The organism is Neorhizobium phenanthreniclasticum (genome assembly GCF_040066075.1).
GTDB lineage: Bacteria > Pseudomonadota > Alphaproteobacteria > Rhizobiales > Rhizobiaceae > Neorhizobium > Neorhizobium petrolearium.
The window spans coordinates 58421-80591 of the sequence record NZ_JBEAAL010000003.1 but is presented as its reverse complement, the minus strand read 5'-3'; the positions used below and the strand labels follow the sequence as shown (position 1 = coordinate 80591).

Here is a 22171-nt window from a genome sequence, read left to right as displayed (position 1 = left end):
CTGCACTGCAAAGAAAGTCATATCGCCTTAATCAGGCAAGCGCAATTTGAACGGATGCCGGATGTCAAATTTGTGCCAGATGGTTTCAAGGCGCTGGTGCGCTCAGATGACAAGGCCCAAACGAAAGGCGGAAGCGACCACATGCTGCCGATTCTTCGCCCTCAATTTCTCCTGCAGACCGTTGATGTACCAGTCTACCGTATGGCTTGAAATATCGAGCGACCTAGCAATCTCGTTGGAAGTCAGGCCATCTGCAAGCAGACCGATGACTTCCATTTCGCGTCGCGTGAGCTGCGTATCCACATTTGCAACGGTTTCCAGTTCTTCGGCCTGGCCGCGCAGCTCCATAAAACGCCAGAACACCTTTTTGGCGGCCGCATCAAAAAGTGCCATTTCGGCCGGCGAAAGATCGACGGGCCGACCTCCGACCGTCATATAGCCAAGCAATCCATTGCGGCCATATACGGGAAAGATGTAGCCATCCTGCAGACCGTAACGGATCCCTTCCTGCATCATCCGCTGCATGCGCTGCTTATGGGGGTCGTTCCTGAGCGCGAAGACGGCGTCACGCCAGCGGATGGACCTCTGCGCGATGCTGAGCATTCGGATCGCCGGATCCACGAGAACGTATTTGCGACCAGCATAGATTTCCGGCCAGCCCGCTGGCCAGCGGCTGGCCAGCGCCACACGCGCAGGGTCCTGATTGGGTCGAGGCTGGACGAGCACGCTGTAATATTCAAAGCCATAAGCCTTCAGCAGGGATTCGAGTTCAGCCGTTAATTCCGCCTCTGTCTTGACTTCCCCAACAAGTACCAAGAGTTGCACAATCAGTTGAATATTCAAAACCGCCCCCTGATATGCCCATTCTTGGCGTCTTTTGGTTCACGTTAAATTTCTATAAATTCCCTCGTACATAATCGATTAGCATAGTTATCATTCATTGAAGGTACACCGCGAAATCTAGCCCTTGACGGTTTCGTGAGGGAAGCCGGCAACCCGACGGGGCCGTCGATGACGCGAAGCCTTGCTCTTTATGAAACATTTCTGGCAGAAGGACATTATCTCCGTCGCGGAATTGCCTTTTCCGATCTTTAAGTTTCAAGTGCCGGCCGCGATGGCGGCTTCATATCAAGAGGTTTCGCCATTTGACGCTGTTCCAGGTTTATGCACGAGCTCTCAAATATCTGGCGAAGAACCGGTGGCGGGTAACCGCGGTCGTCATCGCAAACATCGTGCTTGCCGTCATCACCATTGCCGAACCAATTCTCTTCGGCCGGATCATCGATGCCATTTCATCCGGCGGTCCGGTGGCGCCGGTGCTCACGCTTTGGGCGGGATTCGGCGTCTTCAACACCGTTGCCTACGTCTTGGTCGCCCGGGAGGCGGACAGGCTTGCCCATGGCCGCAGGGCGTCACTGCTGACGGAAGCCTTCGGGCGAATCATATCCATGCCGCTTTCCTGGCATCATCAGCGCGGTACATCCAACGCACTACACACTCTTCTTCGGGCAGCAGAGAGCCTGTTCGGCCTCTGGCTCGAATTCATGCGCACCCATCTCGCGACGGCGGTAGCACTTATCCTCCTCGTCCCTACGGCGATCTCGATGGATTGGCGGCTCAGCATCGTATTGCTGGTCCTGAGCGTGCTCTACTGGATCATCGGCGTGACGGTGATGAACCGCACCAAGGAAGGACAAGCTTCCGTCGAAAACCATTATCACACAGTCTTTTCGCATGTGAGCGATTCGATCAGCAATGTTTCGGTACTGCATAGCTACAATCGCATCGAGGCTGAGACCAAGGCTCTCAGAGGCTACACCAAGGATCTGCTCGCCGCCCAATATCCGGTGCTCGATTGGTGGGCGCTTGCGAGCGCGCTGAACCGCACGGCTTCGACCGTATCCATGGGCGTTATCCTCGTCATAGGGACTCTCCTGGTACAGCGGGGCGAATTGCGGGTTGGCGATGTCGTGGCCTTTATCGGTTTTGCGAACCTCCTGATCGGTCGCCTCGATCTGCTGCGCCAGTTTGCCACCCAGATTTTCGAGGCGCGTGCCAAGCTCGAAGACTTCTTCGCCCTTGAAGATTCGGTCGAAGAACGCGCCGAGCCGGCCGATGCCCGCGAACTCGACGCGGTGCGGGGCGAAGTGGAATTCCGCAATGTCTCCTTCGGCTTTTCAAACACGAAGCAGGGGGTGCATGATATCTCCTTTATTGCCAAGGCCGGAGAAACAGTTGCGATTGTCGGCCCAACCGGCGCCGGCAAAACGACTCTCATCAATCTCCTGCAACGGGTCTACGATCCTCAGGAGGGCAAGATCCTCATCGACAGCACGGATATCGGCACCGTGACGCGCAAATCGCTGCGTCAATCGATCGCTACCGTCTTTCAGGATGCCGGCCTCCTGAACCGTTCGATCAGTGAGAATATCCGTCTCGGCCGCGAGGGTGCGACCGAGGAGGAAATTGCCAAGGCGGCCGAGGCAGCAGCCGCAACCGACTTCATCGAAAGCCGGCTCAGCGGTTACGACACATCGGTCGGCGAGCGCGGCAACCGTCTCTCCGGTGGCGAGCGTCAGCGCATCGCTATTGCACGTGCCATCCTCAAGAACGCACCGATCCTGGTCCTTGACGAAGCGACCAGCGCGCTCGATGTGGAAACCGAGGCCCGTGTAAAGGCAGCGATCGATCGGCTGCGCAAGGACCGGACGACCTTTATCATTGCCCACAGGCTGTCGACCATCCGGGATGCCAACAAGGTGATCTTCCTCGACAATGGTCGCATCATCGAGATGGGCAGCTACGATGAGCTCAGCCAGAGTGGCGGGCGTTTCGCTTCGCTGCTCAAAGCCAGCGGCATCCTGACTGACGACGATACCAGGAATGAGGCCGGAGCAGTCGCGCAACCCGCCTGATCTGATCTTCCCGACTACCAAGAGAAAACCCGCCGCCATTTGTTTGGCGGCGGGTTTTCTTTGGTTGATTCTTACCGGCAGGTATTAGCTATGAGCCGGCTCTGACAATTTCCTGGCAGCGGATGTGCCCAAGAGAAAACCTTCCGTTTCGTTCACCGCCTTGCCGTCGACAGTCACCTTGCCGTTTTCGACCTCAATCTTGTGAACCACGTCGTCGATCGTAAGTTCGGCGGTAAAGCCGTTCCAGCCGGTCGGCAGGACCGGGTCGACAAAGAGCCTATCTCCTTGGCGCCGAAGGCCAAGAATACCTTCAACCGCCGCGCGATAGAGCCAGCCGGCCGAGCCTGTGTACCAGCTCCAGCCGCCTCGCCCGGTGTACGGCCCATGACCATAGACATCGGCCGATATCACATAAGGCTCCACGCGGTAGGTCTCTGCTGCGGAGCGGTCGAGCGCATGGTTGATCGGATTGAGGATCTGGAAGCACTTCCAGGCATCGTCGCCACGCTTCTGCGCCGCCAGAGCAAGCACAACCCAGATTGCCGCATGGGTATACTGGCCGCCATTCTCCCGGACGCCCGGCGGATATGCGCGGATATAGCCTGGATCCTTGCGGGTATCCTGAAACGGCGGCGTGAAGAGGCGGATGATGCCCGCTTCCTCGTCGACCAGCTTGTCGAGCACCGCATTCATGGCTTGGCGGGCACGATCCGGATCGCCCTCGCCGGAAAGGACACTCCAGGACTGGGCGAGTGAATCGATACGGCATTCATCGCTGGAGCCGGAACCGAGCGGAGACCCATCGTCGAAATAGCCGCGACGATAATAGCTACCGTCCCAGCCGGCCTTCTCCAGAGCTTGCCTCAGGCCTCCAAGATGGGCCGTCCATCGCTCGACACGCTGACGGTCGTTCCGCTCCTGCGCGTAGGGCAGGAAGTTCCGCAGAGCACTTGCAAGGAACCAGCCAAGCCAGACACTCACGCCACGGCCGCCGACCCCAACTCTGTTCATACCGTCGTTCCAGTCGCCTCCGAGGATCAGAGGCAGGCCGTTGTCGCCAGTGCGGGCGATCGCAAGGTCAAGCCCTCTCGCTGCATGTTCGTAGAGGCTCGCCGTCTCGGACGAAATCTCCGGTTTGAAGAAAGCATCATGCTTGTGCTTTTCCAGAAGCGGACCTTCAAGATAAGCCAGTTCTTCCTCCAGCAGCGACTTGTCGCCCGTCGCCGCGACATACTGATGCGCCGCATAAGCCAGCCAGACCACGTCGTCGGAAATCATCGTGCGGACACCGGCGCCGGAATTTGGCAGCCACCAGTGCTGCACATCGCCTTCCTTGAACTGCCGCGAGGCCGCATTGACGATCTGGCGGCGGGCAAGCGACGGCTCATGCACCAAGAAGGCCAGCGTATCCTGCAATTGATCACGGAAACCGAAGGCTCCAGATGCCTGATAGAAGGCCGTACGAGCCAGGATGCGGCAACCGAATGCCTGATAGGGCAGCCAGTGATTGACCATGTTGTCGAGCGACTTATCCGGCGTCGATATCTTGAGACGCCCGGTGAACCCCTTCCAGAAGTCGCGATTTGTCTTGAGAGCCGCATCGAACTCTTCGTTGCGCAGTTCAGCGACAAGCGCCTGTGCATCCTCTTTCGTATCCGCGTCCCCGAGGAAGAAGGTGAGCTTCTTTTCCTCGCCCGGCGCGAGCTCTATATCGCAGCAAAGCGCCGCGCACGGATCGCCGTCTAGATCAAGCGAGCCGTTGAGCGCTGAAGCGGACGTAACCGCCGCCGGCAACTGCACCGAACCGAACCTGCCGATGAATTCACGGCGGCTGGCCGTGAAGCCGGACGGCATCTCCTTCATCGCCATGAAAGCAAAACGGCGATAATCGATGCTGTAGGGATTGGTCGCGAAGAGCGCTCCTGTTTCCTCGTCGCGGCTCGACAGGATGAACGGAATCGATCGCGCCGGATTACTGCCGAGCAGCCATTCCGCATAACCGTAAACTCGCAGCTTACGGGTCTCGGAGCCAATATTGCGCAGGAAGAACGACGACAGCTTGGCCGGACGTGTGCGATCGACCGTCTGCATCAGTTCCAGCCTCAGGCCGTCATCCTCGGAGGTGAAGACCGAATAGCCGAGACCATGGCGAGCCTCAAACTTGACTTCCGGCTTGCGCGACAGAGCGGCAAATGGCGTGAGGATGGCACCGCTGTCCCGGTCGGCAACGTAGAACGCTTCGCCGGGCCGATTGATGACCATGTCGTTCGACCACGGCGTCAACTGGTAGTCGCGGGAATTCTGCGCCCAGGTGAAGCCTGCTCCTTCCGCCGAGATATGGAAACCGAACTTCTCGTTGGAGATAACGTTGATCCACGGCTGAGGCGTAGCCTGACCACCGTACAGGCGGACGACATATTCGCTGCCATCCTTCGAGAAGCCGCCGTAGCCGTTCCAGAAGTCCAGATCGGCGGCTGTCCCGATCTCTGCCGGAGCCTGGAAGATCTCGCCCTTCGACAGCGGGCGACGATCGATCTCGACCTCTTGATCCTTCGGCGGCGCAAAGATAGAGGCAGCGCGATTGAGCTGGTCGCTGATTTTGCCGTTGCGTGCATGAAGGACTACGCGAGAAGCGGCGATCAGGCTCTCCGATCCCTCCTCCTCCATGATGTCGCGTCGAAGCGAAAAGACGTGCTGACGCTGGCCTTCCTGCTGACCGAGCCGACGGGCGGTTTCGGAGAGATATTCGATCGCATGCTGCATTTCCTGCGCGTAGGACGCGGCACGCTCATTGAAGATCACGAGGTCCGAGACCACGCCGCGTGACCGCAGGTATTCCTGTGCGCTCATCGCTTCCTTGGCGACCGCCATGTCGTTGTCGTCATTGATGCGTAGCGTGAAGATCGGGAAATCACCCGAGACGGAGGACGGCCAGAGCGACGACTGCGGTTGCATGCCGGCCTGGATCGTTGACTGATCAGCGCGAAGCTGCATGTCCGGATAGATGAGATAGCGCGCCAGATGCTGGAAGGCCGCAGCATCCTGGGACGATACGCCGAGATGGCGCATCTGTACCTGCGTGCGTGTCCAGGCCTGGGTGAGTTCGGTCTGAAACGCATCCGGATGACGGTAACGTTCGATTGCCTGGTCGAGTTCGTCGCGCTTCGGTGCGGCGATCGTCCAGAATATGACGCTTACCTTCTTTCCGGCTGGTACGCGAACGACCCGGCGCAACGAGAGGATCGGATCGAGCGTGAAACCGTCGGTGCCGGAGAGTGTCGCACCGTCATCGAATGCGGCAGCCTCCGAAAGCGTACGACCGCGGCCCAGGAACTTCCGGCGATCCGTTTCGAATTCGGTGGGACGCGCCGAGCCTGCATTGTCGGCCGCCAGATGCGCGATGATCATATCCGGATCATTCGGGTTGCGCTTGTTGCGCCAGGCGCGGATCACGTCGCCACGCTTGCCGATCTCGGTGCGGACGAACATGCGCGAGAAGACCGGATGAGCATTGTCGTCATCTTCTGCCGCCAGTACGGGCTCGAGGTAGGAGGTTACCTCGATGAAACGATCCTCGGTCCCCATGTTGAGCAGCGTCAAGCGGCGCCCCTCCGCATCGTGTTCCGTTGCGACGATACATTCGACGATGCTCGTCAGGTCGCCGATCGTCTTGTGGAACTCGGCGCGTTCATCGCTGAAGATGACTTTCGTCTGCTCGCCTTCCGCACGTCGCGGCTCGGTGGTCGCGGACCACCAGTCACCGGTCGTGGTATCGCGCAGGAACAGGAACTGCCCCCAGCGGTCTTCCGTCGGGTCGGGTTTCCAGCGGGCGACCGACATGCCGTTCCAGCGGGAATAACCGGAGCCGGTGGCCGTGAGCATGACCGAGTAATGGCCGTTCGACAGAAGCACCAGTTCACGCTCCTTGGAGGCCGGATTGTTGATGGTGCGGATTTCCGGGCGCAGCAGTTCGCCCTGGCCCTTTCCGGGGGTCTCCTCATGCTTGGCGCTCATGACCGGTATGTCACGCGGCGCCTTTTCCTGCAGAAGCAGTTCGGCCGCTTCGATCACCGGATCGGAATGGAAGAGCTCGCGCAACAGACCGTTCATGACGACGTTGGCAATCGCTGCGATCGACATGCCGTGATGATGGGCATAGTAGTTGTAGACCACTGCGCAACGCTGGCCTTCCGGCACCCGGGTCGGGGTGAAATCGACCGCATCGTGGAAGCCGAACATGCCAAGTGCGCCGAGCGAGCGCAGCTCTTCCAGATTTTCCGCGGCCGCGATGGGATCATATTGGCTAGCAAGGATCGACGCGTAAGGCGCGATCACCGCATTCTGCCCAAGACCGCGCTTGAGACCAAGGGTCGGGACCCCGAAATTCGTGTACTGGTAGTTGAACTGATGGTCGCGGGCATTAAAAGCCGCTTCGGAAATACCCCAGGGCGTTCCGAGACGCTTGCCGTGATTCATCTGCTCCTTGACCACCAGATTGTTCGTCTGGTTCAGAATGCCGCCCTGACGCTCCTGCATGACGAGCGGCGGCATCAGATATTCGAACATCGAGCCGGACCACGAAACGAGCGCACCCTGTGCGCCGATCGGCACGACCTGGCGGCCGAGGCGATACCAGTGTTCGGTCGGGATGTCGCCCTTGGCGATCGCAAAAAGGCTGGTGAGGCGGCATTCAGATGCCAGCAAGTCGTAGCAGGCTTCGTCCAGCTCGTTGGTTTCGACACGATAACCGATCGACAGCAGCCGGCGTTCCTTACGGAACAGGAAGCTGAAGTCCATCGAGAAGGCAAGATTGCGGGTGCGGTCCCGCAAGGCGATCAACCGCTCGCGCAACGATTCGATATTGGCATTGTCGAAGACACTATCGGCGATATGCACCTCGCAGATATTGACGAGCGATGCAGCCCAGCGGGTGACCTCCTCGCTTTGCGTCGAACGCACTTCATGGTCGAGATTGGTCGCAAGCTTCTGGATATCGCGCGCGAGCACTGCCAGATTGATGATGCGAATCGAGGCAAATTCGTGTTCACGCTTAACGGCGGCAAGCGCATTGCCGAAGCCGGCAATGCGCTCCTCGAGGCGACGACGCAACGGACGAACGGTTTTGCGGTCGTCCGGCAGTGCCTTCAGCGTTTCGGCGAGAATGCCCGCGACATCCCCGATACCGTCGAGATTGCCCTGAAGGTGCGCAGACGGCGCCTCAGACCAGATACGGCAAGCCGACGAGATTGCAATCAGATGACCGGCGAGGTTGCCGCTGTCGACCGACGAGACGTAGCGGGGGCCGAGCGGTTTCAGCGTGTCGGTGTGATACCAGTTGAAGAGATGGCCGCGGAACTTGTCCATTCTCTCTATGCTGGAAATAGTCTGCTCGATGCGCTCGATCGTGTCGGTAAAGCTGATCCAGCCGAAATTCCGCGCCGAAATCGTCGACAGCAGATAGACGCCGATATTGGTAGGCGACGTGCGCTTGGCGATGATCGGATCCGGTTTCTCCTGGAAATTGTCCGGCGGCAGATAGTTCTGCTCGAGCGTGACGAACGCTTCGAAGTAGCGCCAGGTGCGGCGGGCGATCTTGCGCAGTTCAACCGACACCGGTTCCGGCACAAAGAGACGGTCTTCCGTTTCCGCCGATTGGCTCACATACCAGGCGACGAGCGGCGAGAAGATCCAGAGTACGGCAAACGGGATGCCGACGAGGAAAGCATTGTCGCCGGGAATTGCCGAGAGGATGATGCTGAGGACCGCAATCGCCGGAGCATGCCACATCGCTTTGTAGTAGTCCTGCGGGCTGCCTTGCGCACTCGACTGGATTGAAGCAGCGGTTCGCCATTCCAGCATCAGCTTGCGGCTGAAGAACAGGCGATAGAGAGAGCGGGTGATCGCATCCGTCATGATGCAGGCGGCATCCGCAATGAAGACGACGCGAAGCGCAACCTGCGCATTGGCGGAGCGGATATCTGACCAGACGGAGTAGAAATGCGCTCTGGGGACGATGTCTGTGGAATGCGGCAGAAGGCCGGTAACCAGTGACAAGGTCGGAGCGACGAACAGCGAGAAGATCAGCAGGATCTGCCAGATCAGCGCGCCAAGCGGATCCATGAAATACCAACCAAGTACGGAAGCGAAGAACCAGGCAATTGGCGTGAGCGAGCGGCGCAGGTTATCGATCATCTTCCAGCGGCCAAGCGCCGTGACGCCGCGCTTCGGATCAAGAATATACGGTAGAAGCTGCCAATCGCCACGGGCCCAGCGATGCTGGCGGGAGACTTCGACCTCGTAACGGATCGGGAAGTCCTCGACCAGTTCCACGTCAGTCACCAGCGCGCAACGTGCAAAGGAACCTTCGAGGAGGTCGTGCGAAAGCACCGAGTTCTCGTCGATCCGTCCCTTGAGCGAAGCCTCGAAAGCATCGACATGGTACAGGCCCTTGCCGGTGAAGCTACCCTCGCCGGTGAGGTCCTGATAGACATCGGAGACGGTGAAGACATAAGGATCGAGACCGCGTCCGACCGAAAAGACACGCTGGAAGACCGAGGCTTCCTTGCCGGTCGTTAGCGAAGGCGTCACGCGTGGCTGCATGAGACCATAGCCGTGGATCACGCGGTTCGACTTCGGATCGAGCACTGGTCGATTGATTGGATGATGCATCTTGCCGACGAGTTTCGTCACCGCGTCGCGCATCAGGCGCGTGTCGGCATCGAGCGTCATGACATACTGGATGCCTTCCGGCACGATGTTGGCGCCCGGAAGATAGGTGGTATCGCGATCGCCGCGGAGCAGAAGGTTCAGTTCGTGCAGCTTGCCGCGCTTGCGCTCCCACCCCATCCAGGCGCCCTCGTTTGGGTTGAAAAGGCGGCGGCGGTGCAAGAGGTAGAAGCGTGTTTTACCGTCACGGGCATATTTGGCGGCAAGCGCAGCGACCTCGCGCTTGGCATAATCGAGAATTTCCAGGTCAGCGTCTGTTTCCTCAAACTTGCCGTCGCGCCAGTCGCTCAAGAGCGCGAAATAGATCTCGCCGTGCGGATTGGCGAGATAGTGGACTTCAAGGTTGCGAACGAGTTCGTCGACCGTATCGCGGTCCGAAATCAGGCAGGGCACCACGACAAGCGTCTTCGCCTCCTCCGGAATGCCTTCCTTGAATTCGTAACCAACGAGCCGCGCCGGCCTTACCACGTAAGTGACGAGTGTATTGAAAAGGCCCGTCACACCTTCGGAAGCCGGCAATGCAAACATCAGCAAGAAGAAGAAAACGACCGGCAGCGGCATGTCCGCCTGCACGAGGAACCAGCCGGCGATCGCCATTGCCAATACCGTCAGGAAAATGACAGGCCCGGCGATGGCGAACCAGTTGAGGCGACGGACGAGACGCACGATCTGCTGGACCAAGAGCGGTTTGTAACCGACCGCCGCTTCCAGTTCCTTCAGCCGGCGGCCCACGACGAAAGCGCCGATATTGGTTTCGCGCGGATCGGCATTTTCCTGGGCAGCCGCCTCTTCAGCCAAACGGATCGCCACTTCCGCCACTTCCGCTTCGCTTCTACGAGAGCGGCGGGCGACCTGTTCGATGCGGTTTCGATAAGCGTTGCGCGATCCGAAATCGAGAGCTTGATAGTCCGTGCGCTCGCGGAAGATCCTGTCGATCTGCGAGACTTCCTCGAACCATACGCTCCATTCCGTATCGTCGATCTCGCGCAAGCTCTTGATGATGTTACCCATCGTCACGTTGCCGGACGAAAGGCGATTCTGCTCGGCGAGCATCACTTCTTCGGTATCGGTGCCGGCCTGCTCCAGCCGCTGCTCCAGCCAGGCGATCGCGAAGCCGGACGTCTGAGATGCGTTGCGCAAGCGATAGAGAAACTGAGTAGTGAAGGTGTTGTCGTTCGTCAGATCTTCAACGCCCTTGAGCAACCCGGCGCTCGCGGTCTCGTCGTTGAGACGGATAATCTCGTCGGCAACTTCATTCGCGCGACGGCGCATGTTGCGAGAGCGGTCGACGCGCGTAGCGATGCGGCGAAGGTTCTCGATCAGGACAAAACGTGTGAAAGAGGGCAACGCCCAGAGCTCGCCGATCTGAAGCGGCTCGTTGAGCTGGAAGCCTTCGACCATCGCCCCGAGCCCGTCATGGGACAAGCTGCTGTGCGTGTGGGCGACATACAGCCAGGCAAGCGCCAGAACACGCGGCATTTCCTCGCCGGCAACCGTCATCGTCGGAAGCTGGCGGTAGAATTTGCGCGGAAAATCGCGGCGGACTTCCTGAATCGCTTCCTCGACGATGTAGTAGTTGTCGAGCAGCCATTCCGCAGCCGGCGTAATTGTCGCGCCGGCATCCACATCGACAGCGGCCGCCCGATAGACCCGGAAGATCTCCTTCTCATTCTCCTTGAGACGTTGAAAGAAATCGAATCCCGCGAAGCCGGGCAGGCCGGACGTCCCCTCCCGCCCGAGTTTCTCGCCACATTCCCTCAAACCGTCGATGTTGAAGTAAGTCGAGCGGATGGAATCGTTGTGGTCTATCTGCTTGGCTTCGATTTCGCGTGAGGAAACTGGCGACGTATTGTGAAGGGACATGGATACGGCTTCTGGGTGAAAACTCTTGGGGGTTTGTCGGCCTCGCCTTACTCGGCCTGCATCAGAAGCGCCAGTTATCATTTTGATTATGGTGACCATCTGACGCAAATCCGCGAAGAAGGGAAATAGAGGGCGGCCTCGATATTGCAAATGATTGACCGAAATCTATTGCCCGCTTTTCGCGGATTGACACATCTTCCGCCTCTAGCCGGGGCAGCCTGAATAGAGGCTGAACGGAAGTGGGCTATGGATAATGCGCGGAATTTCCCCACAGATGCAATGTACGCATTTCTCCTCTTTGATACTCCTGCATGGCGTGAAATTTGATCGCCGGCAGGTTACCTCCGGCGGCTCACGCTGCTATTCATATGTCGAGCGGAAAGATATGGCCTCGGTTCGCCCGCAAACAATCCAATCGAAATTCCGGTACTTTGAGAAATGACGATCCAGTTTTCCAATTACATGGCCGAACTGATAGCGACCCGCCGCTACCTTCATCAATATCCCGAGCTCGGACTTTCGGAGTTCAACACGGCTGATTTCATCGCCAGGCAGCTCATCGAGTTCGGGTACGAAGTCACTCGTGGCCTTGGCCGGACCGGGCTCGTCGCGACACTCAGGAATGGCGTCAGTAATCGCGCCCTCGCTATCCGTGCCGATATCGACGCACTGCCGATCGAGGAGGAGACCGGCGTCGAATATGCCAGCAGGAACAAAGGCTTGATGCATGCCTGCGGTCATGACGGCCACACCGCCATGCTACTGGGAGCCGCCAGGATCCTTGCGGAGCGGAAGAATTTCGACGGCACGATGCACCTGATCTTCCAACCAGCCGAGGAAAATTTCGGCGGGGCAAAGCTGATGATCGACGACGGCCTTTTCGAGCGCTTTCCCTGTGACGCCGTCTTCGGCCTGCATAACGATCCAAGCCTGGCTTTCGGGCAGATCGGCGTGAAGGACGGCGCCATGATGGCGGCAGTTGACGAATGCCGCATCGTCGTCAACGGCCGCGGCGGCCATGGTGCCGAGCCTCAGGACACCGCCGATCCGATCGTCTGCGGCGCAAGCATCATCATGGCGCTGCAGACAATCGCCTCGCGAAACGTTCATCCGCTCGATCCGACGGTCGTTACCGTCGGAGCCTTTCATGCCGGCACGGCCAGCAACGTGATTCCAGAGCGGGCGGAGATGGTTCTGACGATCCGCTCCTTCGATCCGATCGTCCGCAATGAACTGGAAAATCGCATTCGCATGATCGCCGAAGGTCAGGCGGCAAGCTACGGCATGACTGTGACGATAGACTATAAACGCGGCTATGAGGCGACGATCAACCACCAGACGGAAACGGCGTTCGTTCGCAATCTGGCCAAGCGGGTCTTCGGCGAGGAAAAGGTCGTCGATTTGCCGCGTCCATCGATGGGCAGCGAGGATTTTGCCTATATGCTGGCAGAGCGGCCAGGGACCTATTTTCTCCTCGGCACCAAGCGCAGTGACAACGACCCGCCGCTGCATCATCCGCGCTTCGATTTCAACGATGACGCGTTACCGATCGGCACGAGCTTCTGGGTGGAACTTGCCGAAGCCTATCTGCCGATGAAATAGCCTGAAAATTGCAACACCTCCCGAGCCGGTAGAGCGCGGAAGGTGTATGGTGCGATCCTGGAAAGGATCGGAAGCTTAAGGGAACAGGCCGAGCGTCACTGCCCCAAGGAAGATGAAGGCTGCGATCACCAGAGCGGTATTGGTAACCCACTGCCATTTGCTTGTGAAGGCGACGTTGCGAACTGGGAAGGACCGTGTCTGATGCTGAGCTCGCTGCATGGATATCTCCCGGGTTCTGGTTTGCCCTTTCAGAGCACTCCTATGTTAACTTATCACGATTAACTCGATAGAGATAATGTTTCACCCGATACGCGTGCGGTAGAAAATCCTTTTTTCTTAACGGCGGCTTTGACGAGTTAACAGTTTATTATACCCCGGCCATGCCGGCCGCCAATTAGGCAGGAAACTTGTCGAGCGCCAGGCGGAAGACATCGACGTCGATATTGCCGCCGGAGCACACAGCAATCACCGTGTCGCCCAGTGTCTCACCATGAAAAAGAGCAGCCGCCAACGCCACCGCACCACCCGGCTCGACCACGATCTTCAGGCGGCTGAAGGCAAGCACCACCGCATGAAGCGCCTCGTCCTCGGTAACGACCAGACCTGGGCCGCAGAGCCGCGACATGATCGGAAATGTGATGTCGCCCGGCTGAGGCGTAATGATTGCATCGCAGAGTGAACCGGATTGCGCCGCATTCCGCTCGATCTTTCCGGATGCAAGAGAACGCGTCACATCATCGAAGTCCTGCGGTTCGCAAGGATGGACACGGAACTGCGGTGCCTTGGCTTCGAGTGCCAGTGCAACGCCGGAAATGAAACCGCCGCCACCTGTCGGCACGAGAACATCCGCCTTCCCGATCCCCTCTTCCTTGGCCTGCTTTGCAATTTCAAGACCGGTCGTTCCCTGACCGGCAATAACCAGCGGCTCATCGAAAGGCTTGATCAGCGTCAGACCGCGCTCCCGCGATAGCCTCTCGCCGATTGCATCGCGATCCTCGTTGGCTCGGTCGTAAAGCACAACCTCGGCGCCATAGGCGCGAGTGTTCTCGATCTTGATGCGGGGAGCGTCGGACGGCATGACAATGACGCTCGGAATACCGTGCATTCTGGCCGCTAGCGCGACACCCTGTGCATGGTTGCCGGAGGAAAAGGCAATCACCCCTTTGGCGCGCACCTCTGTCGGTAGAGCCGAAATCGCAGACCAGGCCCCCCGAAATTTGAAAGAGCCCGTATGCTGCAGGCATTCCGGCTTTACAAAGATGCGCCGACCGGCGATCTCGTCCAGGAATGGAGAAGAAAGCAGCGGTGTTCGGCGCACGTGACCAGCGAGGCGGACACGGGCGGCTTCGATCATGGCGATATCAGTCATGCGAAAATCCAGTCGAGGGGAGAGGGGATGGGCCGGCTGGCAACCCTAACGATGCCTTTGGCCGCCGTAAAGATTGAAGCAACAGCATCAGCCGGTCTCTACCGCCTCGGCAAATGGCAGCTTGCCGAGCTTCAGCACGGCCTTGATTGGCAGGTGGTCGGAGGCAAGCCGGGCAAGCGGCGTATCATGGGTCTTCACGGCGTCGATGAGCCCCGGGCGGTTCGCCATGATCCGGTCGAGCGCCAGAACCGGCAAGCGAGAGGGAAAGCTCGGTACGGCTGCAGGCAAGCCGAAGACGGAGGCAAGCGTGTTGAGCGAGGACCGGTCGCCCAGCCGCCATTCGTTGAGATCGCCCATCAATACGGTCGGCTGCTCTTCGCGCGAACTCAGGATATCGAGAATGACGCGCGCCTGCTGATGCCGCGAGCGGTTGAGCAGGCCGAGATGCGCCGCAATGATACGGAACATGCTGCCGTCCTTGAGTTCGAGTTCCGTGATAAGCGCACCACGCGGCTCAAGCCCGGGTAACTTCACCTGGTGCACATCGCGGACCAGGCCCTCGCGAAGGAAGACCGCGTTGCCATGCCAGCCATGAGCCTTGGTGACTCCATTGACAGGGACCGGAAAAAGCCCGGTCTCCCGCTCCATCCACGCAAGATCCAACAACCCCCGCCGTTCGCCGAACCGGGTATCGGCTTCCTGGAGGGCGAGCACATCGGCTCCGATCTCGCGGATCACATGGCTGGTTCGAGCAGGATCGAACTTGCCGTCGACGCCAACGCATTTATGGACATTGTAGGAGGCGATCAGCATGCCCTTGCTGCGATCATGGGGCTCATGGCCCCCCACGCCCCGAGTCTTGTGCGCTCGGATGGATGCCAGAATGCTTGCTGAGAGATTTGGGCGTTTTTCCCGCATGATCTGAAAGGCTATTCGCATACACACAAACTATACGATAATCCGCTTGCTGATCCAGCTTTTCCCATCATCACTAGAGATAAGGCGAACCCAGCCAAAGCACCCGCTCGATGAGCCGCACGAGGAAGGGCCTGGACTGTAATCCATCAAGCGTCACTTCGGTCGCCGAAGAAATCGCCAGATCGATCCTTCGTTCCAGCGCTTCGGCAAAATGGCGATCGAGAACTTCAAGATCCACCTCGAAATTGAGCCGCAGCGACCGTGGATCGAGATTTGAGGAACCGATATAGGCCCAACATCCGTCGATTGCCATCAGCTTGGAATGGTCGAAAGGCCCCGAAGCACGCCATATACGGCAATAGTTCTTCAGCATCTGGTCAAACTGCGCCGTCATCGCACGGTCGACCAGAACGAGATTATTGGCGGTGGGCACGACGATATCGACTGCCACACCGCGCCGTGCTGCAGTAATCAGTGCGGTGATCAGTTCCCGGTCCGGCAGGAAATAGGGCGAGACGATCCGGATTGAGGAGCGCGCCACGGAAAAAGCACCCATCAGCATCTTGTGGTTCGTCTCGACGCTCCGGTCGGGACCGGAGGAAACCGCCCGAATGAAAACCGGATTCCCTGGCTCCGTTTCGGACGGATCGAGCGCCCAGGGTTCCCCTGTCAGCATTTCCTCAGTCGCAAATCGCCAATCAGCCGCGGCAATTGCAAAGAGATCGGCCACGACCGGCCCCGTGATCTTGAAATGCGTATCGAGGGAACATTTCTCGCGGCTGAATTCGCGCGAAAAGCCCTCGCGGATATTCATGCCGCCGGTAAAAGCCACCCTGCCGTCGATGACCAGGATTTTCCGGTGGGTCCTGAGATTCGCATAGGGCAATCGCAGCCCCATAATGACGTTGCCGTTAAAGACATCGACCGTGACGCCGCCATCTCGGAGTATGCCGAGCACACTCGGCACCGAATACCGGGCGCCGACGGCGTCGATCAGAATGCGCACTTCGGCACCGCGTTTTACGGCCGCGATCAGCGCGTCGACAAATCGCTGACCGATCCGGTCGCGATCGAAGATATAGGTCTCGAGGATGATGCTGCGTTGCGCCTGGCCGATCGCCTCCAGCATCGCGCCATAAGCTTCGTCGCCAGTATCGAGCGCCAGGATCGTGTTGCCGGTCGTCAGGCGATGATGCGTCACACGATCGCCAAGTGTTTTCATTGCTCGGAACCTGTAACCGAATTGCCCGGTCACCAGATCATCGGTAGCGTCATAGGAAGCAAAATGAGCGCGGATATCTCCCTGGAGCAGCGCTCGACGATCGCTGATGACGGTACGGCGTATGCGATTGATACCGGCGATCAGATAGAGTAGCGCCCCGACAATCGGGGAAAGGACGATGATGCCGACCCAACCGACCGCAGAACGCACCTCCTCTTTCGTCATGGCGGCATGAATCGCCGCTGCCGTTCCCGCCAGGACCGAAATGGTGAAGAGGATATGCGGCCAATAGGTCTCAGCGAGCTCAAGCATGACGCGAAATATAGGCGCGCGCGCATTTTGCGCAATCGGAGCCGAACGGTGACCTTATTAAGTCCGGCTCCGAAAGACTGTCAGGCAGAAAGCTGCTTCTGGAAAGCGTTGAGCGAGTCTTCGAACAGGTCGAAGACCGCATCCACTTGGCTCTCACTAATTATCATTGGCGGGCAAAGCGCCAGTGAATCACCGATGGCGCGCGAGATGAGCCCTTTTTCCAGCATGACTGCAAGCAGCTTCGGGCCGAGTTCGCCGGCAGCGAACCCGTCGCGCGGCTTGAGTTCCAAGGCACCGATCAGACCGGTGCCACGGGCCTCGATCGCCAGAGGATGGCTTTCCATTGCCTTCAGCCGGCTCTGGAATTTCGGTGCCAACGCCCGCACGTTGCCGACAAGATCGCGCTCCTCGATGATCGCGATGTTCTCCAGAGCCACGGCCGCTGCAACCGGATGGCCGGCTGCCGTCACCCCATGGCCGAATGTGCCGATATTCGCCGATTCGTCGGCAAGTGGCTGGTAAACCTTCTCGTTGATCAGCAGCGCTGAGATCGGCTGGTAGGACGACGAAATCTGTTTGGAGACGGTGATGATGTCCGGTTCCAGCGAAAAAGTCTCGGTGGCGAACATCTTACCGGTGCGGCCGAAGCCGCAGATCACTTCGTCGGCGATGAAGAGGATGTCATATTTCTTCAGTACCTTCTGGATTGCTTCCCAATAGCCCGCGGGCGGCACGATGACGCCGCCGGCCCCCATGACCGGTTCGCCGATGAAGGCCGCAACCGTCTCCGGACCTTCCCGCAGAACCAGATCCTCAAGGTCCTTCGCGCAACGCTCGACGAAGGCCGATTCGGTTTCACCTTCCTGCTTGAAGACGCGGTAGTGCGGGCAGGTCGTATGGAAGATGCCCGGTAGCGGCAGGTCGAAGGAACGATGGTTGTTCGGCAGGCCGGTCAGGCTGGCACTGGCGATCGTCACACCATGATAGCCCTTGATACGGGAGATGATTTTCTTCTTCTCCGGCTTGCCCAAGGCATTCGAGCGATACCAGACCATCTTCATCGCCGTGTCATTGGCCTCGGAACCGGAATTGGTGAAATAGGCCTTGGACATCGGCACAGGTGCCATCTGTATCAGCTTCTCGGCCAGTTCGACGGAGGGACCGTGACTGCGAGCCGTGAAGGTGTGGTAGTATGGGAGCTTCGCCATCTGCCTGGCGGCCGCTTCGACGAGACGGTTCTCGCCAAAGCCGACCGCAACGCTCCACAGCCCGGCCATGGCCTCGATATACTTCTTGCCATTGTTGTCATAGACATAGACGCCCTCGCCGCGATCGATCACCAGTGAACCGTCACGCTCCAGCGCCCGGGCATTGGTGTAGGAATGAAGCTGGTAAGCCTTGTCGCGGGCTTCGATGGAATTGGGCTGAATAGTCACGACGGACCTCCTGTGAAACATGCGGAACGCATAAAAATTTCATAGGCGGAAACGGCGAGATTGGACAGCCCAAATCGCCGCGCTCAAGCCGAACACCGTTCAAAATAATTGACGCGTCAATCAGCGCATTTGGTCATTTGACCGTCATCGCCGCGACGGGCGGCTCGGCTCCGGGCGGAATGGGACTGGTGTATTCCTGGCCCTTGCGACGCTTCTTGAGATCCCCCCAGGCGGCTTCACGAAGCTGCTCGCTTTCGATTGCCGCAAGGCCGGTCGCAGCCATCGCCTTGGCGGCGGAAACCATGCCCTTGTGGGCAAGCGCGCTCTGCCCCTGCGCCACCACCTGCCAGGTATGAAGCTGGGTGCCGACGGCGAGCGTCGCACCATAGGCCTGCACGGTCGGCACGACCCAGCTCACATCGCCGACATCCGTCGACCCGCCCATTTGCCTCACCTCGTTGTGAGCTGGTAGGACGAAATCCGCCAGCGGGATGTCCCTTGGCTCGAGGCGTTCCTGATTCCAGCTCGCGGCAATATCTTCCGGCGTCAGAGTCGCACGTATCTTCTCGGCGAACGCAACATCGGCTTCATCGAAAGGCGGCGGTCCCATGCTGTCCCAGATGTCCTGCATCGCATCCATCAGCGGCTTGTTGACGATGAGGTTGGAAACGCCTGCAAGGATCGTGCTTTCGACCTTGGTCTCGGTCATCAGCGCCGCCCCCTCGGCGATCTTCTTCACACGTTCGATCAACGCCAGAAGGCCAGGCAGTTCAGGCGCACGGACGACATAACGAACCTTGGCATGCGCCTGCACCACGTTCGGCGAAATGCCGCCGGTATCGAGGACCGCATAGTGGATGCGGCAATCGGAAGGCATGTGCTCCCGCATATAATTGACACCGACATTCATCAATTCAACGGCATCGAGCGCGCTGCGGCCAAGCTCCGGCACGGCCGAAGCATGCGCTGCCCTACCTGTGAAAGTGAAATCGATCCGGCAGTTGGCAAGCGAGGTCTCCCGCTGCACGCCGGCGAAATTGCTCGGATGCCAGCTGATGGCGATGTCGACATCCTCGAAGGCGCCGGCCCGCACCATGAACGCCTTTGCGGCGCCGCCTTCTTCCGCCGGGCAGCCGTAATAGCGCACGCGGCCGGGCGTGCCAGTCATTTCCAGCCAATCCTTGAGCGCGGTCGCCGCAAGCAGCGAAGCCGAGCCGAGGAGGTTATGGCCGCAGCCGTGACCATTGGCGCCGGGGATCAGCGGCTCTTGGTGAACCGCACCCGCCTTTTGACTGAGGCCGGCCAGGGCATCGTACTCGCCGAGGAACGCGATCACCGGCCCGCCCTCGCCCGCTTCGCCGATGAGAGCGGTCGGGATGCCGGCCACATTTTCCGTGATCCGAAAACCTTGCGCCTCCAGCATTTCGCGGTGCGCGGCGGCGGAAAGCTTCTCCATGTAGCAAGTTTCCGGCGTCTCCCAGACACGGTCCGCAAGATCGGTGAACACTTCCGTCTTGCGGTCTATGAAATCCCAAACGAGCGGGAGATTGGAATTGCCTGTCGTCATAAAAATCGTTGCCTCGATACGCCTATGCCTCTGGGAGGCCCGAACCGTACTCCATTTTGGCTCGATGACAATGCGGCGACGCAGCAAAATTGACGCTACGGAAAGATGAGGCATTGGAAAAGCGGATGTGATCGGCATGCGAATTTTAGCATCTCGACAACGAGATCATAATCGCTATGCTCTCGCGCCGCAGCCCGCCGAAAATCCAAGGAATGGATCTAAAATAATAAGAACATACGGGGATTTTGCCAAATTTGTGGAAATTTTTCTAAAAAATGAAATGCAAGCGGAATTCGATACGGGCGATCCCGATCGATGCCAAAGGCGACCAAGGTGGAGATGCGCGGCGCAAGCTGGGGCAGGTCGTCAGGAGAAATTACTGTAATGGGCGACGGCAAGTTTCGCCGACCGGGAGGTGAATAACAAGAATATCAAGCTTGAAGCGCCCTGCGGCGCATCATCCTAACGACACAAATCAACCGGGTCGGGCAACCGGCCAGAGGTCACAGGGAGACCATTATGAAATACAAGCTCACCCTTGCCGCAGCACTTCTGTCGGCAACGTTCTTTGCCAGTGCAGCCAGCGCCAAGACCTTCGTTTACTGCTCCGAAGGTTCTCCGGAAGGTTTCGATCCCGGCCTTTACACCGCCGGCACGACCTTCGACGCTTCCGCTCATCCCATCTACAACCGTCTGCTCGAGTTCAAGCCGGGCACGACGCAGCCGGAGCCGGGTCTCGCGGAAAGCTGGGAAATTTCGCAGGATGGCACTGTCTACACCTTCAAGCTGCGGCAGAACGTGAAGTTCCAGACGACCGACTTCTTCACGCCCTCCCGCACCCTGAATGCCGATGACGTCGTCTTCTCCATTGGTCGTCAGATTGATGCGAAGAATGCGTGGAATCAGTATATCCCCGGCGCAGCCTGGGAATATGCTGCCGGCATGGGTTTCCCGGAGCTCATCAAGTCCGTCGAGAAAGTTGACGACCTCACGGTGAAGTTCACGCTGAACAAGCCGGAAGCTCCGTTCCTCGCCAACCTTGCCATGCCCTTTGCTTCGATCATGTCGAAGGAATATGCCGACAGCCTCGACAAGACCGGCAAGAAGGAGCAGCTCAACCAGATGCCGGTCGGCACTGGTCCGTTCATCTTCGTCGGTTATCAACAGGATGCGGTCATCCGCTACAAAAAGAACGCCGACTATTGGGGTCCGGCGCCGAAGATCGACGATCTCGTTTTCGCGATCACGACTGATGCAGCCGTTCGGTACCAGAAGCTGCAGGCCGGCGAATGCCACCTGATGCCGTATCCGAACGCCGCCGACGTCCAGTCCATGAAGTCCAACCCCAACCTGACCGTGCTGGAACAGGAAGGCCTGAACGTAGCTTATTTCGCCTACAACACCACCCAGGCTCCCTTCGACAAGGTCGAAGTCCGCAAGGCGCTCAACAAGGCGATCAACAAGAAGGCCATCGTCGACGCCGTCTTCCAGGGCATGGCAACGCCCGCTAAAAACCCGATCCCGCCGACCATGTGGTCCTACAATGAATCCACTCAGGATGATGCGTATGACCTCGACGCAGCCAAGAAGATGCTGGCTGATGCCGGCGTCAAGGACCTCTCCATGAAGGTCTGGGCGATGCCGGTTTCGCGTCCTTACATGCTGAATGCTCGCCGCGCCGCCGAGATCATCCAGGACGATTTTGCCAAGATCGGCGTCAAGGTCGAGATCGTGTCCTACGAATGGGCTGAATACCTGGATCGCTCCAAGGCCAAGGATCGTGACGGTGCCGTTATCCTCGGCTGGACCGGCGACAACGGCGATCCGGACAACTTCCTCGACACTTTGCTGGGCTGCAATGCCGTCGGCGGCAACAACCGTGCTCAGTGGTGCAACAAGGAGTTCGACGATCTGGTGAAGAAGGCCAAGGTCACGTCTGATCAGTCCGAGCGCACCAAACTCTACGAACAGGCTCAGACCGTCTTCAAGAAGGAAGCTCCCTGGGCGACACTCGATCACTCCCTTTCCGTCGTCCCGATGCGCAAGGGTGTCACCGGCTTTACCCAGAGCCCGCTTGGCGACTTTACCTTCGAAGCCGTCGATATCGCCGAATAATTAGACACTCACGATATTTTTGCCGCGGGACGCGTTGCGTTTCCCGCGGCATTTTCTTATGAGACGCCGAAAAATGTGGCGATGACGCCTCAATTGCCGTTTCCATGGCTTGACAAGCCCATGAAT

At 58.8% G+C, this 22171-nt stretch carries 10 protein-coding genes and 1 pseudogene; 3 read left to right on the top strand and 8 right to left on the bottom strand.

Features of this window, described 5'->3' with window-relative positions; genetic code table 11:
* Window positions 1–102: 102 nt before the first annotated feature.
* Complete coding sequence (locus ABK249_RS06505; protein WP_037156561.1) at window positions 103–843, bottom strand: LuxR family transcriptional regulator; 741 nt, start codon at window positions 841–843, stop codon at window positions 103–105.
* Between the two features lie 302 nt (window positions 844–1145).
* On the opposite strand from ABK249_RS06505, the gene ABK249_RS06500 reads away from it, so the two are divergent.
* Entirely contained in the window at window positions 1146–2915 is a 1770-nt protein-coding gene (locus ABK249_RS06500) for a glucan ABC transporter ATP-binding protein/ permease (protein ID WP_037156559.1), read from the top strand.
* 84 nt (window positions 2916–2999) lie between these two features.
* Here the strand turns inward: ABK249_RS06500 and ABK249_RS06495 are convergent.
* A pseudogene (locus ABK249_RS06495) lies at window positions 3000–10385 on the bottom strand (GH36-type glycosyl hydrolase domain-containing protein); the annotation flags it as partial.
* A gap of 1557 nt (window positions 10386–11942) precedes the next feature.
* On the opposite strand from ABK249_RS06495, the gene ABK249_RS06490 reads away from it, so the two are divergent.
* Entirely contained in the window at window positions 11943–13106 is a 1164-nt protein-coding gene (locus ABK249_RS06490; protein ID WP_348862474.1) for a M20 aminoacylase family protein, read from the top strand.
* A 75-nt stretch (window positions 13107–13181) separates the two neighbouring features.
* Here the strand turns inward: ABK249_RS06490 and ABK249_RS06485 are convergent, their stop codons facing one another.
* From ABK249_RS06485 to ABK249_RS06460, 6 genes are all read right to left on the bottom strand, one after another.
* A complete protein-coding gene (locus ABK249_RS06485; protein WP_161784797.1) occupies window positions 13182–13325 on the bottom strand; it encodes a hypothetical protein in 144 nt (47 codons plus the stop codon).
* Between the two features lie 175 nt (window positions 13326–13500).
* Window positions 13501–14475 (bottom strand): threonine ammonia-lyase, encoded by a 975-nt coding sequence (locus ABK249_RS06480; protein ID WP_348862473.1) that lies wholly within the window; start codon window positions 14473–14475, stop codon window positions 13501–13503.
* A gap of 87 nt (window positions 14476–14562) precedes the next feature.
* The gene (locus tag ABK249_RS06475; RefSeq protein ID WP_227704428.1) at window positions 14563–15393 is read right to left on the bottom strand and encodes an endonuclease/exonuclease/phosphatase family protein; all 831 of its coding nucleotides are present in this window, start codon (window positions 15391–15393) and stop codon (window positions 14563–14565) included.
* A 73-nt stretch (window positions 15394–15466) separates the two neighbouring features.
* Window positions 15467–16927, bottom strand: coding sequence for a phospholipase D-like domain-containing protein (locus ABK249_RS06470; protein WP_348862472.1), 1461 nt, complete (start codon window positions 16925–16927; stop codon window positions 15467–15469).
* 80 nt (window positions 16928–17007) lie between these two features.
* Entirely contained in the window at window positions 17008–18363 is a 1356-nt protein-coding gene (locus tag ABK249_RS06465) for an aspartate aminotransferase family protein (protein ID WP_037156550.1), read from the bottom strand.
* 133 nt (window positions 18364–18496) lie between these two features.
* On the bottom strand, window positions 18497–19930 hold the full coding sequence (locus ABK249_RS06460; protein WP_152601249.1) for a M20 family metallopeptidase: 1434 nt from the start codon (window positions 19928–19930) through the stop codon (window positions 18497–18499).
* 519 nt (window positions 19931–20449) lie between these two features.
* Here ABK249_RS06460 and ABK249_RS06455 point away from each other — a divergent pair.
* Complete coding sequence (locus ABK249_RS06455) at window positions 20450–22045, top strand: ABC transporter substrate-binding protein (RefSeq protein WP_227704431.1); 1596 nt, start codon at window positions 20450–20452, stop codon at window positions 22043–22045.
* Window positions 22046–22171: the final 126 nt, after the last annotated feature.